This is a genomic window from Sphingomonas sp. QA11, from assembly GCF_028473665.1.
Taxonomy (GTDB): domain Bacteria; phylum Pseudomonadota; class Alphaproteobacteria; order Sphingomonadales; family Sphingomonadaceae; genus Sphingomonas; species Sphingomonas phytovorans.
In genome coordinates this window covers 1,641,971-1,667,673 of record NZ_CP098774.1, presented here as the reverse complement: position 1 = coordinate 1,667,673, position 25,703 = coordinate 1,641,971, and the positions used below count along the sequence as shown (strand labels likewise).

Below are 25,703 nucleotides of genomic sequence, written 5' to 3'. Positions count from 1 at the left end.
GACGCGCCTGCCAACAGCCCGACACCCGCGACCGTCCGACGACCTATCCTATGCCGGGCTGCCATACGGCCAGCGATGCTGCCGTCGCATGATATCCCCGCTAGCATCGCGTCGCTCCCCCGGCGGTCGAACGGTGACAAGGCTGATTGTCATTTCGAACGCCATGCGTCCGGCACCCCGTCTCGCGATCATTTCTAGGGTGAAGAAATAGATCCACATATCGCTATAAATAGCGACATGACGCCCAGCCCGGTTATGGTAAAACCGGTTCGAACAAGCCGTTGGATAGCGGCCTGGGAGGGCGAGCGCCTGCGGGGGAACGGATCGGCCGATGACTGCGACCAACGGTTCGGCCATCCTGCGTGTCGCGCTCGTCGAGGACGATCTTTCGTTTCAGGACAGTTTTGCCGCCGCGGTTGTCGCAGCGGGCGACATGATCCTCGCGGGCACAGCACACAATGTCGCCCAGGCGTCCAGATTGCTGGAGGGCCAGCCGGTCGATATTCTCGTCGTCGATCTGGGCCTGCCGGACGGATCGGGGATCGATGTCATCCGCGCGGCCCATGTCGCGTGGCCGTCCTGCGGGATCATGGTCAGCACTACCTTCGCCGACGACCGGCACGTCATCCCGTCGATCGAAGCAGGTGCCACGGGCTATCTGCTCAAGGACAGCTCGGCCCAGAGGATGGCCGAGGAAATACGCTGCCTCCATTCGGGCGGCAGCCCGATCAGCCCGCGTATCGCGCGCCAGATCCTGCTGCGCTTCCGCCCCAACGAGCCTCAGCCAGAGGCGCTGGCACCGCTGGCTGCCCCGTTGTCGCCGCGCGAGCGCGAAGCGCTCCAGCTCATTACCAAGGGCTTCAGCTATGACGAGATCGCCGAACTCATGTCGATTTCTCGTAACACGGTGATGACCTTTGTTCGGCGAATCTACCAGAAGCTAGAGGTGAAATCGAAGGCGGAAGCAATTTTCGAAGCCCGAAGCCATGGAATTCTTTAGAGATCTTCGCAACTACGCCTTCGTCATGCTGGCGGTGGTTGCGACGCTGGTCGGCATCTACTCGGCGAGCAAGCCAAACGGCATTCATCTCACCGACGCGAACATCCTCATCCAATACACCGATGGCTATGCGCGGCCGCCCCGCACGGTAGATCCACGCTTGATCATGGGCACCTGGCACCACGTCCAGTTGCCCTATGCGCCACACCCCAAGATCCTGCCGGGGCAAGCCGATGATGTCTCGATCACGCCGACCCAAACCACCTGGTATCATTTCCGCCTGCCCGCCGGGGCCCATCCTCCCCCCGAGGCCTATCTCTATATCCCACGCTGGAAGACGGACGGTGAGATCGCGATCTATGTCGACGGTGCCCTCCACTATCAGTCGCATGCGAACCTGCAATGGAATGGCTCGAACCAGCCGCTCTGGATAGCGTTCGATGACACCGCAGGCGGCACGCCGCCACGCGACATCGTGGTACGGCTGCGTCATGTTCGCGGCATCGGCGGTGCGTTGTCGAGCCTCTGGGTCGGCAGCTATGCGGAAGTTGGTCCCGCCTACATGGTGCGCAACTTCTTCCAGGCCCAGTTGCCGTATATCGGCAGCGCAGCCTTTCTAGCGAGTGGCATCTTCGCGCTGTTCGTCTGGTTCGGCCGGCGGCGGGAAACCCTCTACCTGCTGTTCTTCACCGTGACCGTCGCCACGTTCGTGCGGACGATGCACAATTACATGGGGCTTGATCGTCTGCCGATTTCCGATGCCTGGTTTGGCTGGCTGACCGTCAATTCGATCATGTGGATCGTCGCAAGCGTCCACCTGTTCCTGATCAGAATCCACCTGCATCGTCAGACGCTGCTGACCTGGACGGTGGCCATCATAACGGCGTTCTTCGCGATCGCGACGCTACCGCTCATGGCAGGCTCGCAGGACGCGACCATCGTCGCGCCGTTGATGTATCCGGCGATGTTCGTGATCGGCAATCTCGTCTGCCTGAACGGGCTCTACTGGAGTTGGCGCGCTCGCTCGCTGCAGGGATGCGCGCTTGCCGCCTGGGGCGTGCTCGGTGCGCTGCTCGGGGCCTATGACTGGATGCTCCAGAACAACTTCGTCAATATCGAGAACATATTCCTGTCCGTCTATGCGCAAACCGCGATGACCATCGCGTTCTGCCACGTCATCCTCAGCCGCTATACGGTCGCGGTGGGCGAGGTCGAACGCGCCAACATCGTCCTCGCCGACCGACTCGCGAAACGCGAGGCCGAACTGCTCGCAAGTCACCAGAAACGACGGGAGATCGAGCGGCGCGAACTCATCCATCAGGAGCGCCAGCGCCTGATGCAGGACATGCATGACGGGCTTGGCTCGTCGTTGATCACCGCGCTGCGCGTAGTGGAACATGGCGAACTGGACGAGGCCGCCATCGCCGAATTGCTCAAGAGCTGTATCGACGATCTCAAGCTTACGATCGATTCGATGGAACCGGTGGAGACCGACCTGCTGCTGCTGCTCGGCACGCTGCGTTTCCGCCTGCAGCCCCGGCTCGAGACCACGGATATCCGCCTGCGCTGGGAAGTCACCGAGGCGCCACCGCTCGCCTGGCTCGACCAGCGCCACTCGCTTCACATCCTGCGCATCCTGCAGGAGGCCTTCGCCAACGTGATCAAACACGCCAATGCAAGCGAGGTACGGGTCGGTACCCGGGTCGCGGACGGCGAGGTGGTGATCGGCATCGCCGACAATGGTAGGGGTTTCGATCCTGCCCTGGCGCGGCGTGGTCGCGGCCTGCACAATCAGGCCCATCGTGCCGCGGCCATCGGCGGACGCGTGAACGTCCGATCCGGGGACGCCGGGACGCGGTTCACGCTGTTCCTGCCGATCCGCCAGCCGTCAGTGCTTCGGGATTCGATGTCGGAAGATGATGCCCGAAAACCGGCGTGACGCGCTCATGGTGTCGATGTCGCCAACCGCAGCGCCCCGCGGACGCATCGTTCAGGATGTGTGGTTGTGAAGCGACCCGGTTCCCTCGTTGGGCGCGGTGTCGGGCCTATCGCTTGGTGTTCAATTTCAGCCTGGCAAAAAAGAGCCTCAGAGGCCCGGCGCCGGATAGCCACCGGCGCCGGGGATACTCCCGATCGTGACGAAATCTCCGCCGCTATGTTGGTGAGCTGGCGTGTGTCTCAGGAAGGTATGCGGGTGGGCGACAAGGATCCATCACTGGGCGGCTGCATCACGCTCAGCATCGTGTCGTTCATGTCACCGAGCGTTTCCAGCTTGGGCGCTGTCCAGAGCAGCTTGGGTTTTGGTTCGGTGTCGGGCATGTCGGTGATGTTCATTTTCGCTCCCAGGAAAGAGGGCGCGAAATAGGGAAGCAATATCGAATAAGCAACTGTGTTTGGGGCATTTCAGATCGCGTCGCAGGAGTCCCGGATCTGCTCGATCGTGCCGGCAAGAGTGAGGAAATACCGGCGCGTCGCCCATCGGCACTTCAGCCAGGGATCAATGTCCAAAAAACTGATGACTTTCCCGAGATGCCGACTCTATAGGGCCCACCGCGACAACGGGGAGCTTCCGATCTTATGGCTACATCTCCCGGCATGGCGCGGCTGCAGGCGGAGACTGTGCTGCGCGAGGGGGCGGTGCCGGAATCGCTGCCCGACGCGCTGACCGTTACCCGGACCTACGAGATTTCACGCGACGCCTTCCTGCTCAGATTGCCGATGGGCCTTGCCTTCCATTATCGTCGCGGCGCCGGCACCATTTATGCGTGCGCCGCCAGCGTTTCCGACAAGGAAGTGAGCCTGTTCTTCGACGGTTCGGTCTATGGCGCGATCGCTTGGCTGAACGGACTGGTCCCGCTGCATGCGTCGGCCGTATCGCATGCCGGCGGCGTGTATGCCTTTACCGGCGTCTCTGGCGAGGGAAAATCGACCTTGGCCGCGGCCCTCGCCCGACGCGGCCTGACGGTTTGTTCAGACGATGTCCTGGTGCTGGACCTGACCGAGCCGGGCGAGGTGATGGCGGTCCCCGGCCACAGGCGGCTGAAGTTGTGGGCGGATGCACTCGCGCTGACCGACCGACGGTCGGACGACGCCGTCCGGCCTGGCATCGACAAATTCTATGTCGCGGACCAGATCCCGTTCGATGCGCAGCCCTTGCCGATCCGCCGGCTCTACATGCTGCAAAGCGTCGTCAACGCCGATCCGGGCATCGGGCCGATTATTGGCGCGGACCGTTTTGCAGCACTACGCTCGGCCTATTACCGCCCGCAATTCTGTAGTGCGATCGCCGATCAGGCGGACTATTTCGCTACAGCTTCGCGCCTCAGTTCGGCAATCACCATCTCGCGATTCAACCGTTCGCGCGACACGACGGACTTCGCCGCCGGCATTTCCATGATCGAGGCCGATATCCGTGGCACCCACGGCTGATATTCCCAAGACCGGCGGGCGCATCGACTGGCTCGCTTCCTATCCCAAGTCGGGCAACACCTGGCTCAGGCTGTTGCTCGCCAATTATTTCTCCGAGACCGACGACCCGCACGACATCAACGCGCCCGGCGTCACCCGGGGCGTGGCCAGGTCGCGCTGGCTGTTCGACAATTTCCTGGGGCTATCCAGCAGCGACCTGCTGCCGCACGAAGCACTCGCGCTGCAACCGCAGGTTTACCATGTCATGGCCCGTCGCAATGCCGCGCCAGTGTGGCTGAAGGTCCATGACCGCCAGCAACGCCTGGAGGACGGCAGCTGGCTTTTCCCGCCCGCCGCGTCGGGCGTGGCGGTGTACATCATTCGCAACCCGCTCGACGTCGCGGTGTCGAATGCGTTTCACGACGGCCATGCCGACATGGAGCGCGCGGTGGCCAAATTATGCGATCCCGCGATGACGATCGGCACGCGCGCGTCGTCGCAGATCCCGCAGCATCTCGGCGATTGGAGCGCGCATGTATCGAGTTGGGTGGATCAGTCAGACATTCCGGTCCTCGTGCTCCGTTATGAGGACATGCTGGCGGATACCGCCGGCGCGCTTGCCCGAGTGATCGCCTTTGCACGACCGGAGACCACCATCGTCCCGGACAGGATCGACCAGGCCGTGCGGCATTGCCAGATCGAGGCACTCCAGTCTGCCGAGCGCGAGCATGGCTTTCGCGAGGCGCCGCGCCGCACGACGCAATTTTTCCGCAGCGGACGTGCCGGCGACTGGCTGGCCCATTTGTCCATCGCACAGGCCGATCGAATCCGATCAGCGCACCTTCCCGTAATGCGCCGCTTCGGATACGCCGAAGCCGACTGAATGGAGGCCGGACTGGTGATCTTTCGCAAGAATATCGGGCAATTTCTGGAGACCGACATCGACGGAGAGTCCGTACTGATGAAGGTCGATACCGGGCGATTCAATGCCCTGAAGGACACCGGGCGAGCGATCTGGCAAGCGATCGATGGGCACCGCGATCTCGCCGCGATCGCCGCCCTGCTGGCCGAAAGCCATGACATTGACCCGCAAGATTGCGCCGCCGATGTCGATGCGTTTCTCAGCGAGCTAGAGCAAGCGGGCTTCGTGATCGCGGCGTGATCGGGCTCTACCTCAACTGGCACGCCGAACCGGTCGATCCGGGAGTTGTCGATCGCTTTACCCGGTCGCTCGGCGCAGGAATCGATGTGGCTGTCGGGCATCATCGTACCGATGGCGCGCTGTTCGCGGCGCATTGCGCGAAGCCAGTGCTGGCGCGCGCATGGCGACCGGCGGTCGCACCATGCGGATCGCATGTCCTGTTCAACGGCTATCTCGACAACACCGACACCTTGCGCCGGGACCTCGACATCGCCACCCGCGACGCCGCGACACTCTACGCCGCCGGTTACGCCCGGTGGGGCGACGCGATCGATCTGCGGGCGGTCGGCCAGTTCTCCACCATCCTTGCGCACCCCGGCGAGCGCCGTGTCCGTCTTGCGCGTTCCCCCCTGCAGGCGCCGCCCTTGCATGTCTGGCACGACCGCGAGCGCGTCATTGTCGCCTCGACCGCGCGGATCGTGTTCGCCAGCGGGGGCATCACGCCCGAAATCGACGAGCAGAAGATCGCCGACAGCCTCTATCTGAACTATATCGAGGAGGAGCGCGGCTGGTACCGCAATGTCACGCGCCTTCCGGCCGGCACGCACGCCACCATTACGCCCGGCAGGATGGTGACGCGGCGCTATTATGATTGCGCGACACTGCCCGACATCCGCCTGAAACGCGACGCCGACTATGTCGAAGCGGCGAATGCACTGTTGCTCGATGGTACCAGGGCCGCGCTGCATGGCTTTGCCCGGCCAGCAATCAGCCTGAGTGGCGGGCTGGATTCGCAGGCGGTGGCGGCCTTCGCCATGGAAGCGACGGGCGGCGACCGGCCCCTGCTCGGCCTGACCAGCGTGCCCGAAGCCGGCTGGGACGGCATCGAACCTCCCTCCGTCTTTGGTGACGAACGCCACCATGTCGCGGCACTTGCCGCCATGTACCCGGCGCTCGAAACCGAAACGCTGGACGCTGCCGGCCTGTCCTTCGATCACAAGCTTTCCGCGATGTTCCTGATGGCCGGCGCGTCGCCGCGCAACGCCATGAACCTCCACTGGATTCACGCCTTGCGCGCCCGCGCCAAGGCCCAGGGTTGCGATGTCCTGCTGCTCGGCGCGCTCGGGAACCTGTCGTTCAGCTTCGACGGCAAGGGTGCGTTTCCGTCGTGGCTCGCGCGTGGCCGATGGCTGCGGCTGGCGCGCGAGTTGAATGCGGTGCGTGGCGATCGTTCGCTCGCCCGCACCTTCGCATCGCAGGCGCTGCTGCCGTTCATGCCCGATGCCCTGTATCGACGCTGGGCGGGGCGGCATTCAGCGGGCGACGGTGATGCGCTCGATAGCTGGTGCCCGCTCGATCCCGACTATGCCCGTGAGATGGCGGTGCAGGATCGGGCCCGCGAGATGGGCCACGACGTCTCTTTCCGCGCCCTGCGGTCGAGCCGGGCATATCGCATCGCCGGTTTCGGCAATTCGATGAGCGAGTTTGGCGATATCAGGCAGGGCCTCGATCTGATCCACGGCATCCCCAGCCGGGATCCGACGGCATACCGCCCGCTGGTCGAACTCTGCATCGGCATTCCCGACGACCAATATCTGCGCGGCGGCCGGAATCGCTGGCTGGCACGCCGGATGCTGCGGGGCAGAATTCCCGACATGGTGCTCAATGAGACTCGACGCGGCCGCCAGGCGGCCGACTGGTCGGTCAGGATCGCGCGCGATCGCGACGCCCTGATCGACGAACTGGCAGCCTTGGCGAAGAACCCGGCGATGGCGCGTCGGCTCGATCTGCCGAAGCTGCGCACGGCGCTGGAGAACTGGACGCCGGATAGCGCCGGGAACAGGGACAGCATAAACCTGATACAACATGCCCTGCCCCGCGCGATCACGGCAGCCCGCTTCATACGGTTTGTCGAAGGTTCCAACCGGGCTTAGGGATTCCCGAAACTGCCGCGGCGGCTGGGGCCCTCCGGGAGTCTCAGGGACTTCTGAAAACGGCAATGGTCGGGGAGACAGGATTCGAACCTGCGACATCCTGCTCCCAAAGCAGGCGCGCTACCGGACTGCGCCACTCCCCGACTGGAGGGCGGCTTTAGGCGGGCGCGCCCAGCTAAGCAAGGGCCCTGAACCAGCCACTGCGAGAACGGCTTCGAAACGGCCGGGAAGTCGCGATGTCGGCAAGGGTCACCCTCGCCCGAACAAGGGCATGCTGAGAGCAGGTCGCCCCCTGCCGAACGCCTCGAATACCTCGTAGAACAGAACGTCGACCGACCCCGCGTCGGCTACATCGCACGGCACGGCACGGCCAGCATCGGCGTCGCGCTGAGCACAGCGGTCCCGGCAAGTGCCTCGCGAGGTCGCCCAGCCAGCTCAGCGCGCCGCCCTGCCTCAGCCAGGGCAAGCGCGACGGCACGACAGATTCCGCTTCCTGCACCCGTCACGATTGCTGCCGGATTCAGCCTGAGCGGATCCCGCATTGTCATTCTCCCACCGGACCGGACATGCCCTTGCCCGATGACCTGCGGCCAGATCCTATGCGTGCTACTCCTTGCACTGAACAGAGCGCGGTTCCGAAGCGATGTCGCGCAAGCGCCGGACGGTGACGGCCAGCGTGGGCGACAGAAGCAGTGCCATACTCGACAGGCGGAAGAAATCGGGATGCGCCCATGCGGATGAGGAGAGTATCAGCCAGTCGAGCAAATAGCTCGTCGCCAGCATCAGCAGCGCGGCAAGCAGGAACCAGCCGAATTCTTCCCGCGATGCGCGGCCGCTGAAGCGCGCGTAGAGCAGGAGCGGTCGCGTCGCATGGGCGGCGATCGCCACCCATCGCTCTTCCGTCTCGGCGGTCATTCGCACGGATACCAGCGGCCATCGCTCGCGCGATAGGTATCGGTCCGCTCGTCATAGCTGCCGTAGCGATCGACGCAGTAGCGCCGCCGCTCGCGCGCGCGCTTCTCCTTGTCCTTTCCGCTGCTCGCGAGCGCGGCGACGATCCCTCCGACAAGGAGCACACCTACCGCGCCTGCGACCGCGCCCTTGGCGACATCGTCCTTGTGGCGCTCGCGCTCCTTTTCATGGCGGCGCCGCTCATCGTCCCGATCGCGCCGACACCAGCGGGAATCGCGATTTTCGAAGCGGTCGCAGTCGCGCGACGACCAGTTGTCACCGCCCCGTTCACGCCGCGGCGAATCCTGCCTGTCTTGCGCATAGGCGATGCCATCGACGGAAACAGCGCCCGACAAATACGCCACCATCACAACTGAAAGAGACAATCTGCGGAATCTGGGAATAGCCATCTTCATCGATCTCACCGTGAAATTGCTGCGCAACCGCATTCGCTTGCCGACGTTTGACGCCGGGTCTTCCCTGAGATGACGAAGCCGGCGAGGGATCACCTCAAAGCTCGATCCGATTCATGCGTCCCGCCGCCTGTGCTGTCCGGGGAGCAGCGGGACGCATCCGGCATCTCAGAACTTCTGCCGCAGACCAACCAGCAACGCCGTGGAGGTCGCACGCGGCTTGTATTGCCGGGTCACGGGCGCGCCCGTGCTGTTCGGTATGGTGCCGTCAATGCTGAGGCGGTTGACGTTCGAATAGCGCGCGCCGACTTCCAGGACGGTGGCGGGCGACAGCGAGAAGCCGGCGCCGGCGTCGAGATGCCAGCGGAAGCCCCAGTCACTGCCCCTCAGGGTGCTGCCGGTGCCTGCGGTCGGCGCCACGGCGCTGATGCGCGAGAGGTTCACCGTGGTGCGCGCCACGCCGATGCCACCGCCGACATAGGGACGCAGCCCGCCGCCGAGGTTGAGGTCGTAATAGCCCGAGATGCCGAGGTTCAGCGTCTTGAGGCGACCGCTCGCAGCCATCTGCTTGCTGGCGAGCTTTTCGAGATTGGCGCCGGCGGTGTCATACCCCACCGTGCCCTCGAAGCGGAAACCGCCAAGATCGTAGCCCAGGCCGATTTCGCCGACGAGGCCGGTCTTGAAATCGGTGTTCTTCTGAAAGGTCGAAGGCGATGTGATATCCCCACCCTTCATGTGCAGGTCGGCATCGAGCTGCGGTCCGGCACGGACCACCACATAGGTGCCTGGCGCGGCGTCGGTCTGCGCGAACGCTGCGGAAGTGGGGAGCGTCGCGGCAAGCGCGAAGGCCAGGGCTGCCGCGCCGGTGGTGCCGGTAGTCGAACGAGAAAACATTGTCGTGTCCTTGCAATGCAATTGGGTCACAGCCCATTCGATCCCGGGCTGCGAGGCTTGAGACGGTGTCGTGGCAGGACCACCTCAAAGAAATTTGCATCGCGGAAATGACGCGGGCGGCTGACGGATGCTTCGTCGGGAAGCACGAGAAAAAAACTGTGAGGCGGTGGCCGTTTTGCTCCGTCTGTTTCCGAAGCTGATCGGAATCGACAGCGGTTTGGCAGCGCCTTACGACTGTCGTTGCGAGGGACATCAGCTTGATCCGATGAGCGAACTCAATCCGCTATTGTCCATTTTCATGGAGCGCAGGGCGAGCTTGCTGCGCTATTTCACGGCGCGGGTGGGCGAAGCCGAGGCCGAAGATCTGGTGCAGGAAACCTGGCTTCGCGTGGCATCCCAGCCCGCCAACGACGAAGTTCGCAATCCCGCCGCCTATCTCTACCGGCTTTGCGGCAATGTGATGCTCGACCGGTTGCGCCAGGAACGTACCCGCGCTGCCCGCGATGCTGAATGGCGCCGGGTGAATCGCACCGTCGTCACGAGCGGCGAGGAGGTGTGCGAGGGTGTCCCGGCCGACGAGGTCATGATCGCGCGCGATCGGCTGCGCCGACTTCGTGACGCGCTTGCCGACCTGCCCGAGGCGGTCCAGCGAACCTTTCGAATGCACAAGCTCGAAGGATTGTCGCACAGCGAAGTGGCCGCGCAGCTCGGCGTGTCGCGCAGCCTCGTCGAGAAACACATGATGCGCGCGCTCAAGCATCTCGTCGCGAGGGTTGGGTGATGAACTTTCGGCACATCGATTTTCATTGCGGTGGGGGCCGCCGGGCTTCGTCATTGAAGCTGGCTGGGTCGCCCTTCGGAAAGCAGGAACTATGACCCTAACGGATTTTAGCGAAGCGATGCGAGACGAGGCCGTTTCCTGGTTCGTCAGGCTCCGGGAGTGCGATGACGAGTCGGTCTGGCTCGAACATCAGGACTGGCTGGAGGCGGATTCGACGCATGCAGCGGCGTATTCGGCGGTCGAACGCATCTGGATCGAAAGCGAGGATCTTCCGCTGGTGGATGCTGAAGAGCATGCCTCAGCCGAGGTGATCGACCTGGGCGCCCGACGCGCCGAGCGATCGGCCAGATATCGCTATTGGCTTCCGGCCGCCGTTGCCGCGGCGATGGTCGGCGCGGTGACGCTTCAGTCCGGCCTGCTTCGGTTCGGCCCGTCGGGCGAAACCTATCGCACCGATGCCGTCGGCACGCGCACCGTGACGCTGGCCGACGGTTCGCGGATCGTGCTCAACCGCAACACTGAAGTCACCGTCCATATCGGCCAGGACAAGCGATCCGCGGAACTGGCCTCAGGCGAAGTCGCATTCGATATCAGGCACGAGGCAAAGCGCCCCTTCGTCGTTGCGGCCGGCGGCCGCGAAATCCGGGTATTGGGAACCGAATTCGACGTCCTGAACCAGTCGGGCATGTTCGGCGTGGCCGTGCGGCGCGGGCTGGTGGCGGTATCCGGTGCGAAGGGTGCGGAGACGACCCGGCTTCCTGCCGGTGCAGCGCTGCTGCGCCCCGCCGGAGCGAAGGCCGACACGGTTTCGCGCGGCGATGTCGACGATGCTTTTGCCTGGATGCAGGGGCGGCTGGTTTATACTGATCGACCGCTCGACGCCGTCGCGCGCGATCTGGCACGCTATGACGGCGGGGTGGTCAGCGTCGACCCGGCGCTGCGGGATATTCGCGTGACCGGGGTTATCAGGATCGGCGATCCGGCGACGCTCGACCACCAGCTGGAGCAGCTCCTCCCGATCAGAATCGAGGAACGCAATGGCCAGCGCGCAATCGTGCCGGCCCGGCGTTAGGTGCAGGTCACGATTTCTAGCGGACGGCGCACTGCGCGATAGCTTGGGGATGATCGAAAACCAGCCTATGGGAGTGCGATTTTCGGCTCGGCCTTGACCGGATTCGAGCCACCGCGCCGCCATCCAGCTTCGATTTTGGGAATGAACAGATTCACGTGTCACGGTTTGTCGCGGGCGGTTTCCTCTTTGCCATCATTTCGGCTGTGGCGACGCCGGCCGAGGCCGCTGACCGTGACAAGATCACGCTGAATATTCCCGCCGGCCGGCTGGTGGATGCGATTGTCGCGATGGGCCGGCAAGCGGGCGTGAATGTCGCGACGACGGTTTCCGGCATCAATGGCACGCGGAGCAAAGGCGTCAGGGGCAGGCTGACGATCGAGGCTGCGTTCACGCGGCTTCTCGCTGGCACGGGGCTCGTCGCCGCGCGGATCGGCCCCGGTGCGTTCAGGATCGAGCGCCCATCGCCATCGCGACCCAGGCCCCCCGCTCGTCCGAAACCGGTTATTCCGCCGCCCGTCTCGCCACCGCCGGCGGAGGAGCCAACGGATATCGTCGTCACCGCCGGAAAGCAGCGCAACCCGTTGGATCTCTATCCCGGAGCGGCGGAGGTGGTGTGGTTCGATACGCCACGCCTGCGTTACGCCGGTGCGCGCGGCACGGGAGCGCTGGTCGACGAACTGCCAGTGCTTACCTCGACCAGCCTAGGCCCCGGTCGCGAGAAACTTTTCCTCCGCGGCATCGCCGACAGCAGTTTCTCGGGCGCCAGTCAGGCGACGGTGGGACAATATCTGGGCGAGGTGCAGCTGAACTACAATGCGCCCGATCCGGATCTCAGTCTTTACGATATGGAACGCGTCGAGATACTCCAGGGGCCGCAGGGAACGCTCTATGGCGCGGGGTCGCTGGGCGGCGTGGTCCGCCTCATCCCGCATCAGGCGAAGCCGGGTATCTGGGAAGGCAGCGTCCAGGCGGCAGTCGGCGCGACATGGCATGGCGGCATGGGGGGCGACGCCGCGGGCGTGGTCAACGTGCCGCTCTGGCAAGGTGCCGCGGTTCGCGTGCTCGGCTATGGCAGCTGGTCGCCCGGCTATATCGACGATCTGCAGCGCGGCCTGAAGGACGTGAACGATACGCGAAAGCTCGGCGCGCGGGGCTCATTCTTCTTCGAGCCCGGCGACCACTGGTCAGTCGAACTCGGCGGTGCCTTTCAGTCGACCCGCAACGGCGATGCGCAATATACCGAAGGAACCGGACGGCCATTGTCGCGCGCGACCTCGATCGCCGAACCTTCGGAAAGCCGCTTCTATCTGGGCCAGATCACCGTCCGCAAGCTGTGGGACGATGGCAAGGAACTGGTCGGCTCGATCGGGCTGGTACGCAATCAGCAGGTTACGGTCTATGACGCGAGCAAGCTCACCGGCGTCGAGGCCACCGAAGCGGATTCGCTCAACATGGCGTATCTGTTGACCACGGAGGCCCGCCTTTCCCGGCTCCGGGCGGACGGGACCGGGTGGGTGATCGGCGCGCATATCACCTCGAGCGACGATCAATTGCTCTATCTGATCGGCAAGGACGAAACGTTGAACTTCCTTCGGGGTATCCGCAGCTATGTGCTCGATACCGCGGTGTTCGGGCAGGCGACCGTCGATGTTGCGCCGCGGCTGCAGGTCACCGTTGGCGGTCGGCTGTCAGCGATCCGGCTCCGCGGATTTGAGATATTGCCGACTCGCGATGAACTGAAATTGGATTACGTGACCAATGATCGCGACACTGTCGTGTTCGCGCCGGGCGTGGCCATGACCTGGCGAGCGAATGCGGCGATGACCGGCTATCTCCGCTATCAGCGCGGCTATCGCGTCGGCGGCTTCGCCGTCGTGCCGTTCGGCGAGACTGGGGTCGCAGGCCAGGTAGGCGTGTCCGGCTTCCGTCCCGATACGCTTGACGTCATCGAAGGGGGCATTCGGTTCGGCGCGTACGGCCATGGGCTGAGCGGCAATGTCAGCGTTTCCGCCGCGCGGTGGCGGAACATCCAGGCCGACCTCACCGGGCCGGACGGGCCGTTCACCGCCAATGTCGGCGACGGTCACGTCAACGGGCTGGAATTCAACGCGAACTGGCAGGCACGCAAGGGAATCAATCTTTCCGGCGGGATATTCCTCGCGGAAAGCAACCTCGACAAGCCCGCGCGGGACATCGAGATCACGCGTCGCCAGAAATTGCCCAATGTGCCCGCCGTCACGGCCCGGCTTGCGGCAGACTATCGCAAGATCTTTCCTTCCGGGCGGACGCTCACTGTTGGCGTCGGGTTGCGCTATGTGAGCCGGTCATGGGTCGGCGTGGGGCCGCTCCTCAGGGTGCCGCAGGGCAATTTCCTGCAGACCAGCGCCCTCGCCGAGTATCGTATCGGGCGATATAAAATGTTCGTCGACATGCGGAACCTGCTCGACAGTCGCGGAAACAGATTTTCGGTCGGGAATCTGCTTCAGACCGGCAATCTCGATCAGCGCACGCCGCTCGAACCGCGAAGCATCCGCGTCGGCATCGCCGCCGGTTTCTGAAGATAGTCGCGATCGCGCCGCGACCGGCCCGGTCTCGGAAGGCAGGGTCCTCCCGACTCGGCCAGCCTGAAATTCTCTTCGTCGATACCCCGGTGAACGCGCAGATGCGACGAGGAACCGCAATCTCCCCCCCGGATGAGCTTGAGTGAAGATTCTTCAGAAAGTCCTTGATAAGCAAGGATTTATATATGCCATATCGAAGCTATGAAGGATACGTTGGTGGGCCCGGCAGGACTTGAACCCGCAACCTACCCGTTATGAGCGGGCAGCTCTAACCAATTGAGCTACAGGCCCCACCGACGCGCTCGTTAGCGGAGCGCACTTGCCGGTGGCAAGGCCGCCGTGTCGATGATTTCGCGAAGCGAGGCAGGCGCAACCCCGCGCCGCTCCAGATCGGCGAAGATCCGGTCCCACCAATGATGAAAAGCCCTGAGCCCGGCTGCGTCGCGGACATAGGGCGTGTGCCCCGGCGCGACGGATGGCGAATGGAAGGAAAAGTTCAGCACCCGTACCCCCTCTCCCACCGCGACCGCGACCGCCTCCAGCGCATCGGCAAGCGGCATTTCCTCGGGCGTCAGCGCGACGCGCGACAATAAATGTGTCCGGGCGAAGATGCCGCGGCCCTTGGGTAGCCTGCCAAGCGCATTGTACAGGCCGATCCCGCCGCGCCGGGCGAAGCCGGTGAAGACCGTGGTCAGCGGCAGTTCGATGATCGCACCGCCCGGTCCTGCCCTGAACGCATGATTGCCGATCGCGCCGAAATCGGGCCCGCCTTCGTCCGAATAGCGATAGGCCGACCGGATCGAACTATCGAGCACATAGCCCCTTGCCGCCAGAAGGCCGAACGTCGCGGGGCCGATGCCGTAGCGCCCCGCGCGATAGGCGCGGGGGACTGCGCCGAACGCCGCCGTAATCGCGGCGGTCAGCGCATCGATCTTGGCGGCTTCGAGTGCCTCCGGGAGATTGCCGGCAAAGCTGTTGGCCGGGGTCAGCGCCTCGTCGAACGGTGGATTGACCCAGGAGTGCAGCTGAGTGCCGATTGCCGAGACACCGTCGGCCAGCACCGCGCTGAGCATGTCGATCGCCTGCGGGTCGGTCGCGATCGGGTAATCGACCATATAGGTCAGCGGGACGCCTCGATCGGCGAAGCGCCGATGCGCCTCGGGGATCGCTGCCACGTGCGACAGGCCATGGGTATCCCGCCCGAGCGGCGCGTTCCAGTCGAACTCCTCCTCGGTATCGACGAAGATCGTGAAACGTGTACCGAAACCCTCAGGCCAGGCGATCAGGTCGGCGGCGGGCGGTGGCGGGACGCGGTATCCCGGCACCGCGCCTTGAGATGATGTGGACTGGTCCACGATCAGTTTAAAGAAACCTGCTCCACGCTGTCGATAACGGCGGCCGGGAGGCGCAAAGTCAAGGCTTTGTCGGCAATGACAAGAGTGCCGCACAGCTCGGCGGCGAGGTTCCGGGCAAGCCGCAGGGCGAAGCCGGTGCCGAGCAGGGGCGCACCGTCCCGCTCTGCTTCGGCCTCGGCATCGATCGTCAGCAGACTGTCGCCACCATAAGCAGCGAGCGCGGCCGGGCGATCGAACACGATTGCGACGACACTGTCCGCCTCCAGGGTCGCGGCGATGCCGATGCGTTCGTCCCGCCCACCGGATGCGACCAGAGTCGCCATCAGTCGCCCGATCAGCCGCTCGACCGCCCGGTCGTCACCCGCGATGGCAAGCTCGCGGTCGCCGGCATAGACGTCGATCAGGGTGCCGCGCAGCGTCGCCAGCGGTGCGAGGTCGTCCGCAATCCGCTTCAGCAACGGCACCAGCGACACCTCCCCCGGGCGCAAGTCGAGCGCCTTGGAATCGATCCGCGCCGCCATGTCGATATCGTCGATCGCCGTCAGCAGGCTGCCCGCCTGATTGCGGATGTCGGTCGCATAAGTGCGATATACCTGCGGTACAGGACCGAGCATCTGCGTTTCGATCATTTCGGCAAAGCCCGCGATCGCATTGGTCGGGGTGCGCAGCTCATGGACGAGCTGGCGTAGCGCGTCGGATGCAGGGTTGCGGTTCGGGCGCGGTTCGGCGGTCTCGTCTGGGCGTGGGCGGCGGGCGGTACCGCGATAGCCAGTGAAGCGGCCGCTCTCGCGATCGAACACCGGAATGCCGGTGATTCGCCAATGGCCGGCCGCATCCGACTCGCCATCGACGACGAGGCGAGCATTGGCGAAGCCCGCCCGGCGACGAAACGCACCCGCTGCGGCACCATCGACGCGCGACCCGCCCGGCAGCGCCGCGAGATCGAGCGAAAGCCCGATCAACGGCGCGCGGGCAGCCCCCTCGATCCAGCGGACGACGCCCGACGCATCGGTTTCGAAGCGGAAACTCTGCGCCTGGACTGATTCGAACTCGAACAGCTCGGGCTGGATTTCCGACTGGATCGGTGACGCAGGCGATTCGTCGCGCTGGCGCTGCCATGCGTCGATCCGGGCGACCAGCTCGGCGATCTGGAACATGCCCGACGCTGCCTCGGCCGGCGGCGGCTGCAGCTTGGCGATCTCGATCACTTCGGCGACTGGCATTGGGCCGGCTGGCTCCGAGGCGATTGTCTGGGGGGCCACCATCTCGGGTGGCCCGGATGCGAGCGCTTCGACTGGCTGAGAGCTCTCGGCGCGCTCGGGAATTTCAGCGGACTCTGGAATTTCGGCAGGTTCGAAGGATTCTGCTGCCTCGGCAGGCTGGGGTGGCTCAATCCATTCGCCCGCATCACCAGTCTGACGAAACGCCTCGGCCACCACCGGCAATCCGAGTGCGACACTGGCAAACGAGACGAAGGTGGATTCGGGCGGCGCGATCAACCGTGCTTCGACGACAGGCTTCACAACCACGTCCCGTGGCTGGGCGACAAGCCGCGGCTCCTCAGTTCGCGACTCCGTGACTTCCGGCTCAGGCATTGCCTGTTCCGGCTTGGGTGCCGTGACGTGAAGGATCGCCGACTCCGGTTCGTTGGCGGGGAGCGGGCCGAGCACATCGGTCCAGTCGATTGTCGCCTCTTTCGCCTCGGCCGGCGGATATCCCTCGTATCGGATTGCGCCAGTCTCGACCTCTTCAGTCTCGACCTCTTCAGTCTCGACTTCCGGGGCCTCGACCCCGCCAGCCTCGGCCCCATCGGATTCGACTTCCGCAGACTCGGCTTCTCCGGCCTCGATCCCGGGTATCTCGACCGCCGGTGGGATTTCCACCTCGACCGGCGCCGCGGGCGTCCCGGCGCGCCTCTCGTCCAGCGCGACCGCTGTACCGGCCGACAGCACGAAATCGACGCTGCCGAAGCCCTCTAGCGCGCGACTCACCACCGGCGGCAAGTCGCGACGATGGCGCAGGATCGATCGAGCCGCGGGCGACATGCCGGATAGCATGGCGATCCATTCGTCGGCGCGCAGGCGGGCGGTGCGCAGCACCGGCGCCGCGATCACCGGATCGTCTTCGGCGAAGAGCTGGACGAGCGCCGCGGGCGGATCGGCAAAGGCCAGGCCCCGTGCGCTGGCCGCACGGATCGGGGGCGGCACATGTCGGCGAATCGCCTTGAGTTTCGCAATCGCGCTGATACCGGGGGGCACGCGTCGCCGGCCGATCAGGTCGACCAGCTGTCGCCATGCCGATTGCGCGCCGAACGGGGTCGACATGTCTGCCGAGAGCACCGTTTCCAGACTGTCGTCGAAGCGCAAAGGTCACTTTCCCCAACCGGTCACGACGGTCGTGCCCTAAGGATTTCTTAACCGGCCGGACTCGGGAGTGAAACAGCTGATTTTGACACGTAGCAATGTGGGACAATTGCGTTCGCTCGCAATTATCTTATGCTGAACGCTGGCCGCTCGCCAGAAAGTCAGAGCCGGCGGGGAGCTTTGTGTAATGGCGTTTGATTCGATCGACCGGCGGATTCTGGGATTGCTGCAGGATGATGGCCGGATGACGAATGTCGATCTGGCGGAACGTGTAGGTCTGACCGCCCCCCCCTGTCTGCGCCGTGTCCGCACGCTGGAAGAAGTCGGCGCGATCCGCGGCTATCATGCCGAACTCGACGCGGCGACGCTCGGTTATCCGATCACGGTGTTCGCGATGGTCAGCCTGCGCAGCCAGGCCGAGCATGATCTTGCCGCTTTCGAGGACCATGTCGCGCAAATCCCCGAGATTCGCGAATGCCATATGCTCAACGGGGAGATCGACTTCATCCTGAAGATCGTCGCGACCGACCTAAAGAGCTTCCAGGAAATCCTCACGACTCATCTGACGCCCGCCCCCAATGTGGCGAGCGTGAAGACCTCCCTGACGATCCGCACTGCCAAGGCACTGCCGGGCATCCCGGTACGGCAGGACTGACAAAAAAAGGGGCGGCAATGTGCCGCCCCTTCTCAACCGATGCCGTGCCGCCGGGCGTCAAACGGCAGGCGGACTATCCAGCCAGATCTTCCAGAGCGTCGCCGTGTCGCTGTCGGGTGCGGCGGCCACCGCGCCGAAATCGGCGCGGGCACGTTCCTTGTCGCCGGACAGCGCGAGAGCGATGCCGCGATGCAGGCGGACGTCGTCCGTATCCTTGACGGTCTTCTCCAGCGCCACGTCATACATTTCGATCGCCTTGGCATAGGCGCCCTTGCCGATGCTGACATCGCCAAGCTGCGCGGCCAGTGCGCCATTGGCCGCCTTTCGCGCGGCCGCCTCGGTCGGCGCGGCCGGCGCCGCCTTGCCCTTGGCCGGGGCGGCGAGCAGGCGGACGCTTTCCGGTTCCTTGGGCGGGATCGCGCCGGAGGCGCGCCCTTCCTCGATCACTGACTTCACCTCGTCCTTCAGGCCCAGATTGTTGGCCCGCCGGGCATATTCCAGATATTCCTTCTCGCCGCCGAGGCTCTTGGTGACGCGCATCAGCCGGTAGAGGTCGACGAACCTCGTGTCGCGATCCCGGCGCTCTGCCGCGGGCAGCTTGCTTTCGTCCTCGTCCTTGAAGCCGTTGACCGCGATCGCGTCGTGCCAGTTGCCCCTGCTCCCATAGGCAGCAAGCCACTTGCCGGTCCACGCCGCCGCCTCGGGCGCCTTTTTCAGTCTCAGGCGCTGCGCCGCGAACCGATACCAGCTTTCGGGCGGCTTCTTGCCCGCCGCGATCTGCGCCGCGATCATCGAATCGAGCTCGGCGGCACCGGCTGAGACCTGGCCTCCCTCCACGTTCGCACGGACGATCTGCAGGTTCAGCTCGTCGTCGCGCAGGCCGTTCTCGCGCGCCTGGCGATAGAATTGCACCGCCTTGGCGTAATCCTTCCGCGCATAGGCGAAATCGCCGAGCGTGTAATTGTACCGCGCCACGTCGTCCTTCGAGGTGCGCGGATCGGCGATCAGCTCCGTCAGCGGTTTCACCAGCGCTGTCTGGCTCTGCACCGTCGGCGGCGAAGCGCTCAGCAGGCGCACCCGCAGGGTCCGTCCGACATAGCGCTCGCTGTCGTTGCTCGCCGTCCGCTCGATCGTCGAGATCGCGGTTTCGGCGCCGGCAAGATCATTGGCTTTCAGCGCCACCGCCGCCGCCGCCGCCGAATCCCGCACCTGCTTGGACAGGACGAAGTTCGTCGGGCTTTCCGGCTGCGCGACTTCCTTCTTGCCCGCGGCCACGGCCATCGGGGGGGATACCGCCAGAGGCACCAGCAGCGCCGCCGCCAGCGCCGTCATCGAAATGGTCTTCATACTCAAACTCTCCAAATGCGGCGCTGTCGGTCCGTGTGAATCACGCCAGCGGCGGCGAGTCCAGCCAGATCGTCCACAGACGGGCGAGATCGGCCTGCGGCGCGCCGGTTACCTTGGCGAAGGCAGCCTTCGCTTCGTCCTTGCGGCCCTGGTTCGCCAGTGCCACGCCGAGATGCAGGTTCACCGCATTCGCATCGACACCGGCCTGCCCGGCTGCCGCCGTGTAGGACTGAGCCGCCTTGGCATAGTCGCCTGCCGCCAGATAGATGTCGCCGGCAACCGCGGGCTTGGACTTGCCGGCAGCCGTCGACGCGGAGACTTCCGACTTCATCGCCGCCTGTGCCGCAGTGTAGACGCGGACGATGCCGCCATCGCTTGCGGGGATCTTGCCCGAGGCACGCCCCTCGTCGATCACCGCCGCGGCTTCCCATGGCAGTCCCGAATCGAGTGCCGACTGGGAATAGATGTAATAGTCGTTGCTGTCGTTCAGCGCCTTGCTGGTGCGCATCAGGCGGAACATGTCGAGCTTCTGGCCCTTGGTGAACTTGGTCCCGGTCGGATCGTTCACCTTGCGGAAATTGTTCACGCCGGTGCGCCACGTGGCGATCTTCGGATAGACCTTGAGCTGGCGGACCAGCCAGGTTTCGGCCCGCGGAACATCGTGCTTCGCATAGAGATTGCTGACGACGAAGGAATACCAGGTCTCGGGCGCGGTGCGGCCGGCCGCGGTCTCCGCGGTGATGGCCTTGTCCAGCTCGGCGATCGCTTCATCGATCTTGCCGGTCGCGCCATAGGCCCGCGCCAGCGACACGGTCGTGTCGGTGCCCGGATAGCCAAGTTCGCGCGCCTTGAGCAGATACTTGACCGCGTCGGCTTCCTGCTTCTGGTCGAGCGCGATCGAGCCGCGCACATTGTAATAAGCCGGGAGCGAATCGGCCGGCGTCTTGGGATTGACCAGCAACAGGTCGAGCGCCTTTGCCACGCCCGCATTGTCGTTCTTCGCGCTGGCGATCTGCAGGTGGAACATGCCCACGAAATACCGGTCGTCATCGGTCTTCGCCTGCGGTTCGGCCGCGGCGAGCTGAGTCTCGGCCGTCGCATAGTCCTTGGCCTTGATCGCGGTGTCGACGGCGACCGCGGGCTTGGCAAACCCGGGCGACGGGACGATCTTGGGCGCTGCGTCCTTCTCGTTCTTCTTTTTCTCGGCGGCGGCGGCAGGCACGGCGACCATCGCCGTGGCACCCAAGGAAAGCATCAGCGCATACGCAACGGGGTGGACCAGTTTCATCGGGAAAACTCCTCAGGCGGAATAGGGCGAGCGTTCAATTCGCAAACGCCTCTAATTGGCGGGGCATCGCCGTTCAAGCGGCGGGATTGAGACCGGATGGCATCGAGGCTCTGAACGCGCATTGAATATGTTCGGCTCCCGACTTTCGACAGCCCCTTTGACTCAGGCCGTTTCCCCCGCCTAGGCGCGACGGGTGATCGCCCTTCTCTCCCCCGCCAAGACCCTCGACTATGAACGGCCGGTGCCGCCGGTCGGGACGACGACGCCGCGCTTCGCGGCGGAGGCGAGCAGCCTCGCCGCGTCGGCCGCGAATCTGAGCCAGAAGCGTCTGTCCGAACTGATGGACATCTCGAAGAAGCTGGCCAAGCTCAACGCCGATCGTTTTGCCGGGTTCGATGCCCAGCCGGAACGTCCCGCGCTCTACGCCTTTGCCGGCGATGTCTATCTCGGTCTTGAGGCACGGACGCTTGACGAATCGGGGGTCGCCTTCGCCCAGGATCATGTGCGGATGCTCTCAGGCCTCTACGGCCTGCTCCGCCCGCTCGATGCGATGCGGCCCTATCGGCTCGAAATGGGCACCCGCTGGGCGCCGCGCCGCAAGAGCCTCTACGCATGGTGGGGCGACCGAATCGCGGAGGCGGTACGCGCTGATGTCGAGGAGGAAGGTTCGGGCGTGGTGCTCAACCTCGCGAGCCAGGAATATTTCGCCGCCGTCGCCGACAGGCTCGGGGGGCTGCGGGTCATCAACGTCGATTTCCGCGAACCCGGCCCTGACGGCCCCCGCTTCGTCAGCTTCCACGCCAAGAAGGCACGCGGGATGATGGCGCGCTGGCTGTGCGAGCACCGAATCGCCGATGCCGAGTCGATGAAAGGGTTCGACAGCGCCGGCTATCGTTTCGATGCCGAGGCCAGCGAACCCGACAGCTGGCGCTTCGTTCGCGCATGAGCGGCAGCGCGGTCATCATCGGCGCGTCGGGCGGCATCGGCGGCGCGCTCCATGCCGCATTGCTTGACGAAGGCGCCTTCGACACGGTCCACGGCTTTTCCCGCAGCGGGACCGGCACCGACCTGACCGACGAAGCGAGCATCGCCGCGGCCGCTGCGCTCGTCACCAGAGGTCCCGCGCCATCCCTGATCATCGTCGCGACCGGTATTCTCCATGAGAGCGATCGTGCCCCGGAAAAGGCCATGCAGGAACTCGACCCGGCATGGCTCGCCCGCCTGTTCGCGGTGAACACGATCGGCCCCGCGCTCGTCGCCAAGCACTTCCTGCCGCTCATGCCACGCACCGGCCGTACCGTCTTCGCTGTCCTGTCGGCACGGATCGGCAGCATCGCGGACAACAGGCTGGGCGGCTGGTACGGCTATCGCGCGTCGAAGGCAGCGCTCAACATGATGGTCCGCACCCTCGCGATCGAGGAAAGGCGCCGCAACGACCGGTCTATCGTCGTCGCGCTCCACCCGGGCACGGTCGACACCGCCCTGTCACGCCGGTTTCAGGCGAGCGTCACGCCCGGCACTTTGTTCGACCCCGATCGCGCGGCGGTCCAACTCCTCGACGGCATCGATGGCCTCAAGATTCCCGACAGCGGCAAGCATTTCTCCTGGGACGGTGTAGAGATCGCCCCCTGATTGGCCCTCACGCGTACGCGCGCACGCGTGACATCGGGAGCCGGCTTCGCTAGACCGTCATCCAGCAGACATATAACTTTCCGAAAGACTCGAAACTTTGACCGACGAGACCATCCTCGCCGACCCTTCCGATATTTCACCGATCTCGATCGTCGACGAGATGCGGTCGAGCTATCTCGACTACGCGATGAGCGTCATCGTCAGCCGCGCGCTGCCGGACGTGCGCGACGGGCTGAAGCCGGTGCATCGCCGCATCCTGTTCGCCAGCCAGGAAGGCGGCTTCGTCCCCGGCCGGCCATACCGCAAATGCGCCAAGATCGTCGGCGACGTGATGGGCAACTACCATCCGCATGGCGACAGCTCGATCTACATGGCGCTCGCCCGCCTCGCCCAGGATTGGGCGATGCGCGTGATGCTGATGGACGGCCAGGGCAATTTCGGATCGATGGATCCGGATATGCCGGCGTCGATGCGCTATACCGAGGCGCGGCTGACCAAGGCGGCGATGGCCCTGCTCGAGGATATCGAGAAGGACACGGTCGATTTCGCGCCCAACTATGACGGCTCGCGCGAGGAGCCGACGGTGCTGCCGGCGCGCTTCCCCAATATCCTGGTCAACGGCGCCGGCGGTATCGCCGTCGGCATGGCGACCAACATCCCGCCGCACAATCTCGGCGAAGTGGTGGATGCCTGTCTCGCCTATATCGAGCGCTCGCTCGACGGCGGCGACGCGATCACCATCGACGAACTGATGGAGATCGTGCCGGGTCCGGATTTCCCGACCGGCGGCATCATCCTCGGCCGCGCCGGCTGCAAGGGCGCCTATCATGAGGGGCGCGGTTCGATCATGGTCCGCTCGCGCCATGTCGTCGAGGAAGGCCGGAACGACAAGCGCTCGATCGTCCTCACCGAAATCCCCTACCAGACCGGCAAGAACGCCCTGGTCGAGAAGATCGCCGAGGCCGCCAAGGACAAGCGGATCGAAGGCATCTCGGACATCCGGGATGAATCGAACCGTCACGGCGTGCGCATCGTCATCGACCTGAAGCGCGATGCGACCGCCGAGGTCGTGCTCAACCAGCTCTGGCGCCACACCCCGGCCCAGTCGAGCTTCCCGGCCAACATGCTCGCCATCCGCGGCGGCCGGCCCGAGACGCTCAACCTGCGCGACATCATCGAGGCCTTCGTCAAGTTCCGCGAGGAGGTCATCACCCGCCGCTCGAAGTTCGAGCTGGCCAAGGCTCGCGAGCGCGCCCACATCTTGCTCGGCCTGGTCGTCGCGACGACCAATCTCGACGAGATGGTCAAGATCATCCGCGGCTCGTCCAGCCCGCCCGTCGCCCGCGCCGCGTTGATGGCGCGCGAATGGCCGATCGCCGAGATCGCGCCCTACATCAAGCTGGTCGAAGCGGTCGAAAAGGAGATCGAGGGCGACGTCTATCGCCTGTCCGACATCCAGGTCCGCGCCATCCTCGATCTGCGCCTGCACCGCCTCACCGCGCTCGGCCGCGACGAGATCGGCGACGAGCTCAAGACGCTCGCCGAATCGATCACCGAGCTGCTCGCGATCCTTGGCGACCGGGTGAAGCTCTACGGCGTGATGAAGGACGAGCTCGCCGCAGTACGCCTCGCCTTCGCCACCCCGCGCAAGACCGAAATCGCCGCCGCCGCCGATGGCATCGACGACGAGGACCTGATCGAGCGCGAGGACATGGTCGTCACCGTGACCATGCAGGGCTATATCAAGCGCACCACGCTCGACACCTTCCGCGCCCAGCGCCGCGGCGGCAAGGGCCGCGCCGGCATGGCGACCAAGGACGAGGATATCGTCACCGAGCTGTTCGTCACCTCGACTCACACGCCGGTGCTGTTCTTCTCGACCCTCGGCAAGGTCTATCGCATGAAGGTCTGGCGCCTGCCCGAGGGCGGCGCCGCCACCCGCGGCCGGCCGATGATCAACCTGCTCCCGCTGGCCGAGGGCGAGACGATCTCGACCGTGCTCGCTCTGCCGGAAGACGAGGCTGAATGGGGCAAGCTCCACGTCATGTTCGCCACGGCCAAGGGCAATGTGCGCCGCAACTCGATGGATGCGTTCACCAACGTGCCCTCGAACGGCAAGATCGCGATGAAATTCGAGGGCGAGGACGAGGACGATCGGCTGATCGGCGTCGCGCTGCTCGATGAAGCCGACGATGTGCTGATGGCCACGCGCCAGGGCAAGGCGATCCGCTTTGCCGGTGACGAGGTGCGCGAGTTCCAGAGCCGCAACTCGACCGGCGTGCGCGGCATCAGGCTGGCCGCGGGCGATGAGGTCATGTCGCTCTCGATCCTGCACAAGGTAGGCGTCCGCGACCAGGACGAGCGTGACGATTATCTCCGCCACGCCCCCTGGAAGAACACTGAAGTGGCCGATCGCGCGCCGCGCCTGATGGATGACGCACGCTTCGAGGAGCTGATGTCCCGCGAGCAGTTCATCCTAACCGTCTGCTCCAACGGTTACGGCAAGCTGTCGAGCGCCTTCGAATATCGCCGCACCGGCCGCGGCGGCCAGGGCATCACCAATATCGACAACATCGCTCGCAACGGCCCGGTCGTGGCAAGCTTCCCGGCATCCAAGGGCCATCAGCTCATGCTGGTGACAGACCAGGCCAAGCTGATCCGCATGTCGCTCGGCGACCTGCGCGTGATCGGCCGTGGCTCGGCGGGCGTGAAGCTGTTTGACGTCGGCAAGAACGAGCATGTCGTCTCCGCCGCCCGCATCGAGGAAACCGAGGAAGAGGCAGAGGTCGATCTGGCCGACGGTCCGGTCGCTGGTGAAGCGACCCCGGACGGCGATACTGGCGAGGATCTGGCCGACGGCGGCGAGGCTTAGGAGAAGGGGCGGCTTTCAACACGCCGTTCGCTTCGA

The 25,703-nt window shown here is 64.9% G+C and carries 22 protein-coding genes and 2 tRNA genes; 13 read left to right on the top strand and 11 right to left on the bottom strand.

Annotation, left to right across the window (positions count from 1 at the left end):
- Positions 1 to 331: 331 nt before the first annotated feature.
- Together NDN01_RS07625 and NDN01_RS07620 are read left to right on the top strand one after the other, a co-directional pair.
- Positions 332 to 1,000 carry a LuxR C-terminal-related transcriptional regulator gene (locus NDN01_RS07625; protein ID WP_272626751.1) on the top strand — a complete coding sequence of 223 codons (669 nt, stop codon included), beginning with the start codon at positions 332 to 334 and terminating at the stop codon, positions 998 to 1,000.
- Positions 987 to 2,939: a sensor histidine kinase gene (locus tag NDN01_RS07620; protein ID WP_272626750.1), complete on the top strand. Its 1,953-nt coding sequence runs from the start codon at positions 987 to 989 to the stop codon at positions 2,937 to 2,939. The genes NDN01_RS07625 and NDN01_RS07620 overlap by 14 nt, the downstream gene beginning before the upstream one ends.
- 239 nt (positions 2,940 to 3,178) lie before the next feature.
- Here the strand turns inward: NDN01_RS07620 and NDN01_RS07615 are convergent, their stop codons facing one another.
- Positions 3,179 to 3,334, bottom strand: coding sequence for a hypothetical protein (locus NDN01_RS07615; RefSeq protein ID WP_272626749.1), 156 nt, complete (start codon positions 3,332 to 3,334; stop codon positions 3,179 to 3,181).
- 243 nt (positions 3,335 to 3,577) lie between these two features.
- Between NDN01_RS07615 and NDN01_RS07610 the strand changes: the two genes are divergently transcribed.
- The 4 genes from NDN01_RS07610 to NDN01_RS07595 are packed head-to-tail and all read left to right on the top strand — an operon-like array spanning position 3,578 to position 7,483.
- Positions 3,578 to 4,429 (top strand): hypothetical protein, encoded by an 852-nt coding sequence (locus NDN01_RS07610; RefSeq protein WP_272626748.1) that lies wholly within the window; start codon positions 3,578 to 3,580, stop codon positions 4,427 to 4,429.
- Positions 4,413 to 5,291, top strand: coding sequence for a sulfotransferase domain-containing protein (locus tag NDN01_RS07605; RefSeq protein ID WP_272626747.1), 879 nt, complete (start codon positions 4,413 to 4,415; stop codon positions 5,289 to 5,291). The genes NDN01_RS07610 and NDN01_RS07605 overlap by 17 nt, the downstream gene beginning before the upstream one ends.
- Positions 5,292 to 5,570 (top strand): PqqD family protein, encoded by a 279-nt coding sequence (locus NDN01_RS07600; protein WP_272626746.1) that lies wholly within the window; start codon positions 5,292 to 5,294, stop codon positions 5,568 to 5,570. It abuts the gene before it with no gap.
- Positions 5,567 to 7,483: an asparagine synthase-related protein gene (locus tag NDN01_RS07595; protein WP_272626745.1), complete on the top strand. Its 1,917-nt coding sequence runs from the start codon at positions 5,567 to 5,569 to the stop codon at positions 7,481 to 7,483. Before NDN01_RS07600 ends, NDN01_RS07595 begins: the two co-directional genes overlap by 4 nt.
- A 66-nt stretch (positions 7,484 to 7,549) precedes the next feature.
- On the opposite strand, the gene NDN01_RS07590 is transcribed toward NDN01_RS07595, so the two are convergent.
- The 5 genes from NDN01_RS07590 to NDN01_RS07570 all read right to left on the bottom strand — a co-directional run bounded on the left by NDN01_RS07590 (position 7,550) and on the right by NDN01_RS07570 (position 9,741).
- Positions 7,550 to 7,626: transfer RNA gene (locus NDN01_RS07590), tRNA-Pro, on the bottom strand.
- A 204-nt stretch (positions 7,627 to 7,830) separates the two neighbouring features.
- Positions 7,831 to 8,025, bottom strand: coding sequence for a hypothetical protein (locus NDN01_RS07585; RefSeq protein WP_272626744.1), 195 nt, complete (start codon positions 8,023 to 8,025; stop codon positions 7,831 to 7,833).
- Between the two features lie 64 nt (positions 8,026 to 8,089).
- On the bottom strand, positions 8,090 to 8,398 hold the full coding sequence (locus tag NDN01_RS07580) for a DUF805 domain-containing protein (RefSeq protein ID WP_272626743.1): 309 nt from the start codon (positions 8,396 to 8,398) through the stop codon (positions 8,090 to 8,092).
- A complete protein-coding gene (locus NDN01_RS07575; protein WP_272626742.1) occupies positions 8,395 to 8,883 on the bottom strand; it encodes a BA14K family protein in 489 nt (162 codons plus the stop codon). Before NDN01_RS07575 ends, NDN01_RS07580 begins: the two co-directional genes overlap by 4 nt.
- Before the next feature lie 132 nt (positions 8,884 to 9,015).
- Positions 9,016 to 9,741 carry an outer membrane protein gene (locus NDN01_RS07570; RefSeq protein ID WP_272626741.1) on the bottom strand — a complete coding sequence of 242 codons (726 nt, stop codon included), beginning with the start codon at positions 9,739 to 9,741 and terminating at the stop codon, positions 9,016 to 9,018.
- A gap of 127 nt (positions 9,742 to 9,868) precedes the next feature.
- On the opposite strand from NDN01_RS07570, the gene NDN01_RS07565 reads away from it, so the two are divergent.
- The 3 genes from NDN01_RS07565 to NDN01_RS07555 all read left to right on the top strand — a co-directional run bounded on the left by NDN01_RS07565 (position 9,869) and on the right by NDN01_RS07555 (position 14,152).
- Positions 9,869 to 10,522 (top strand): RNA polymerase sigma factor, encoded by a 654-nt coding sequence (locus NDN01_RS07565; protein WP_272626740.1) that lies wholly within the window; start codon positions 9,869 to 9,871, stop codon positions 10,520 to 10,522.
- Between the two features lie 118 nt (positions 10,523 to 10,640).
- Positions 10,641 to 11,594 (top strand): FecR family protein, encoded by a 954-nt coding sequence (locus tag NDN01_RS07560; protein ID WP_272626739.1) that lies wholly within the window; start codon positions 10,641 to 10,643, stop codon positions 11,592 to 11,594.
- A gap of 155 nt (positions 11,595 to 11,749) precedes the next feature.
- Complete coding sequence (locus tag NDN01_RS07555; protein ID WP_272626738.1) at positions 11,750 to 14,152, top strand: TonB-dependent receptor domain-containing protein; 2,403 nt, start codon at positions 11,750 to 11,752, stop codon at positions 14,150 to 14,152.
- A gap of 217 nt (positions 14,153 to 14,369) precedes the next feature.
- On the opposite strand, the gene NDN01_RS07550 is transcribed toward NDN01_RS07555, so the two are convergent.
- From NDN01_RS07550 to NDN01_RS07540, 3 genes are all read right to left on the bottom strand, one after another.
- A tRNA-Ile gene (locus NDN01_RS07550) sits at positions 14,370 to 14,446 on the bottom strand.
- 14 nt (positions 14,447 to 14,460) lie between these two features.
- Positions 14,461 to 15,510 (bottom strand): polysaccharide deacetylase family protein, encoded by a 1,050-nt coding sequence (locus NDN01_RS07545; protein WP_443025208.1) that lies wholly within the window; start codon positions 15,508 to 15,510, stop codon positions 14,461 to 14,463.
- A 2-nt stretch (positions 15,511 to 15,512) separates the two neighbouring features.
- On the bottom strand, positions 15,513 to 17,876 hold the full coding sequence (locus tag NDN01_RS07540) for a sensor histidine kinase (RefSeq protein ID WP_272626737.1): 2,364 nt from the start codon (positions 17,874 to 17,876) through the stop codon (positions 15,513 to 15,515).
- 184 nt (positions 17,877 to 18,060) lie between these two features.
- Between NDN01_RS07540 and NDN01_RS07535 the strand changes: the two genes are divergently transcribed.
- On the top strand, positions 18,061 to 18,528 hold the full coding sequence (locus NDN01_RS07535; protein WP_272626736.1) for an Lrp/AsnC family transcriptional regulator: 468 nt from the start codon (positions 18,061 to 18,063) through the stop codon (positions 18,526 to 18,528).
- 57 nt (positions 18,529 to 18,585) lie between these two features.
- On the opposite strand, the gene NDN01_RS07530 is transcribed toward NDN01_RS07535, so the two are convergent.
- Positions 18,586 to 19,875, bottom strand: coding sequence for a hypothetical protein (locus NDN01_RS07530; RefSeq protein ID WP_272626735.1), 1,290 nt, complete (start codon positions 19,873 to 19,875; stop codon positions 18,586 to 18,588).
- A gap of 40 nt (positions 19,876 to 19,915) precedes the next feature.
- Positions 19,916 to 21,163, bottom strand: a complete 1,248-nt coding sequence (locus tag NDN01_RS07525; protein ID WP_272626734.1) for a tetratricopeptide repeat protein — start codon at positions 21,161 to 21,163, stop codon at positions 19,916 to 19,918.
- Between the two features lie 193 nt (positions 21,164 to 21,356).
- Between NDN01_RS07525 and yaaA the strand changes: the two genes are divergently transcribed.
- From yaaA to gyrA, 3 genes are all read left to right on the top strand, one after another.
- Complete coding sequence (gene yaaA, locus NDN01_RS07520) at positions 21,357 to 22,109, top strand: peroxide stress protein YaaA (protein ID WP_272626733.1); 753 nt, start codon at positions 21,357 to 21,359, stop codon at positions 22,107 to 22,109.
- The gene (locus NDN01_RS07515; protein WP_272626732.1) at positions 22,106 to 22,795 is read left to right on the top strand and encodes an SDR family NAD(P)-dependent oxidoreductase; all 690 of its coding nucleotides are present in this window, start codon (positions 22,106 to 22,108) and stop codon (positions 22,793 to 22,795) included. Before yaaA ends, NDN01_RS07515 begins: the two co-directional genes overlap by 4 nt.
- A gap of 97 nt (positions 22,796 to 22,892) precedes the next feature.
- Positions 22,893 to 25,667 carry a DNA gyrase subunit A gene (gyrA, locus tag NDN01_RS07510; protein WP_272626731.1) on the top strand — a complete coding sequence of 925 codons (2,775 nt, stop codon included), beginning with the start codon at positions 22,893 to 22,895 and terminating at the stop codon, positions 25,665 to 25,667.
- Positions 25,668 to 25,703: the final 36 nt, after the last annotated feature.

Excerpts from the sequence above, each read along its gene's own strand:
- NDN01_RS07525 (WP_272626734.1), bottom strand. The coding sequence starts at position 21,163 with ATGAAACTGGTCCACCCCGTTGCGTATGCGCTGATGCTTTCCTTGGGT.
- NDN01_RS07565 (WP_272626740.1), top strand. The coding sequence starts at position 9,869 with ATGCTTCGTCGGGAAGCACGAGAAAAAAACTGTGAGGCGGTGGCCGTT.
- NDN01_RS07625 (WP_272626751.1), top strand. The coding sequence starts at position 332 with ATGACTGCGACCAACGGTTCGGCCATCCTGCGTGTCGCGCTCGTCGAG.
- NDN01_RS07600 (WP_272626746.1), top strand. The coding sequence starts at position 5,292 with ATGGAGGCCGGACTGGTGATCTTTCGCAAGAATATCGGGCAATTTCTG.
- NDN01_RS07530 (WP_272626735.1), bottom strand. The coding sequence starts at position 19,875 with ATGAAGACCATTTCGATGACGGCGCTGGCGGCGGCGCTGCTGGTGCCT.
- NDN01_RS07580 (WP_272626743.1), bottom strand. The coding sequence starts at position 8,398 with ATGACCGCCGAGACGGAAGAGCGATGGGTGGCGATCGCCGCCCATGCG.
- NDN01_RS07575 (WP_272626742.1), bottom strand. The coding sequence starts at position 8,883 with ATGCGGTTGCGCAGCAATTTCACGGTGAGATCGATGAAGATGGCTATT.
- NDN01_RS07620 (WP_272626750.1), top strand. The coding sequence starts at position 987 with ATGGAATTCTTTAGAGATCTTCGCAACTACGCCTTCGTCATGCTGGCG.
- NDN01_RS07615 (WP_272626749.1), bottom strand. The coding sequence starts at position 3,334 with ATGAACATCACCGACATGCCCGACACCGAACCAAAACCCAAGCTGCTC.
- NDN01_RS07585 (WP_272626744.1), bottom strand. The coding sequence starts at position 8,025 with ATGCGGGATCCGCTCAGGCTGAATCCGGCAGCAATCGTGACGGGTGCA.
- NDN01_RS07535 (WP_272626736.1), top strand. The coding sequence starts at position 18,061 with ATGGCGTTTGATTCGATCGACCGGCGGATTCTGGGATTGCTGCAGGAT.
- NDN01_RS07560 (WP_272626739.1), top strand. The coding sequence starts at position 10,641 with ATGCGAGACGAGGCCGTTTCCTGGTTCGTCAGGCTCCGGGAGTGCGAT.
- NDN01_RS07610 (WP_272626748.1), top strand. The coding sequence starts at position 3,578 with ATGGCTACATCTCCCGGCATGGCGCGGCTGCAGGCGGAGACTGTGCTG.
- NDN01_RS07515 (WP_272626732.1), top strand. The coding sequence starts at position 22,106 with ATGAGCGGCAGCGCGGTCATCATCGGCGCGTCGGGCGGCATCGGCGGC.
- NDN01_RS07570 (WP_272626741.1), bottom strand. The coding sequence starts at position 9,741 with ATGTTTTCTCGTTCGACTACCGGCACCACCGGCGCGGCAGCCCTGGCC.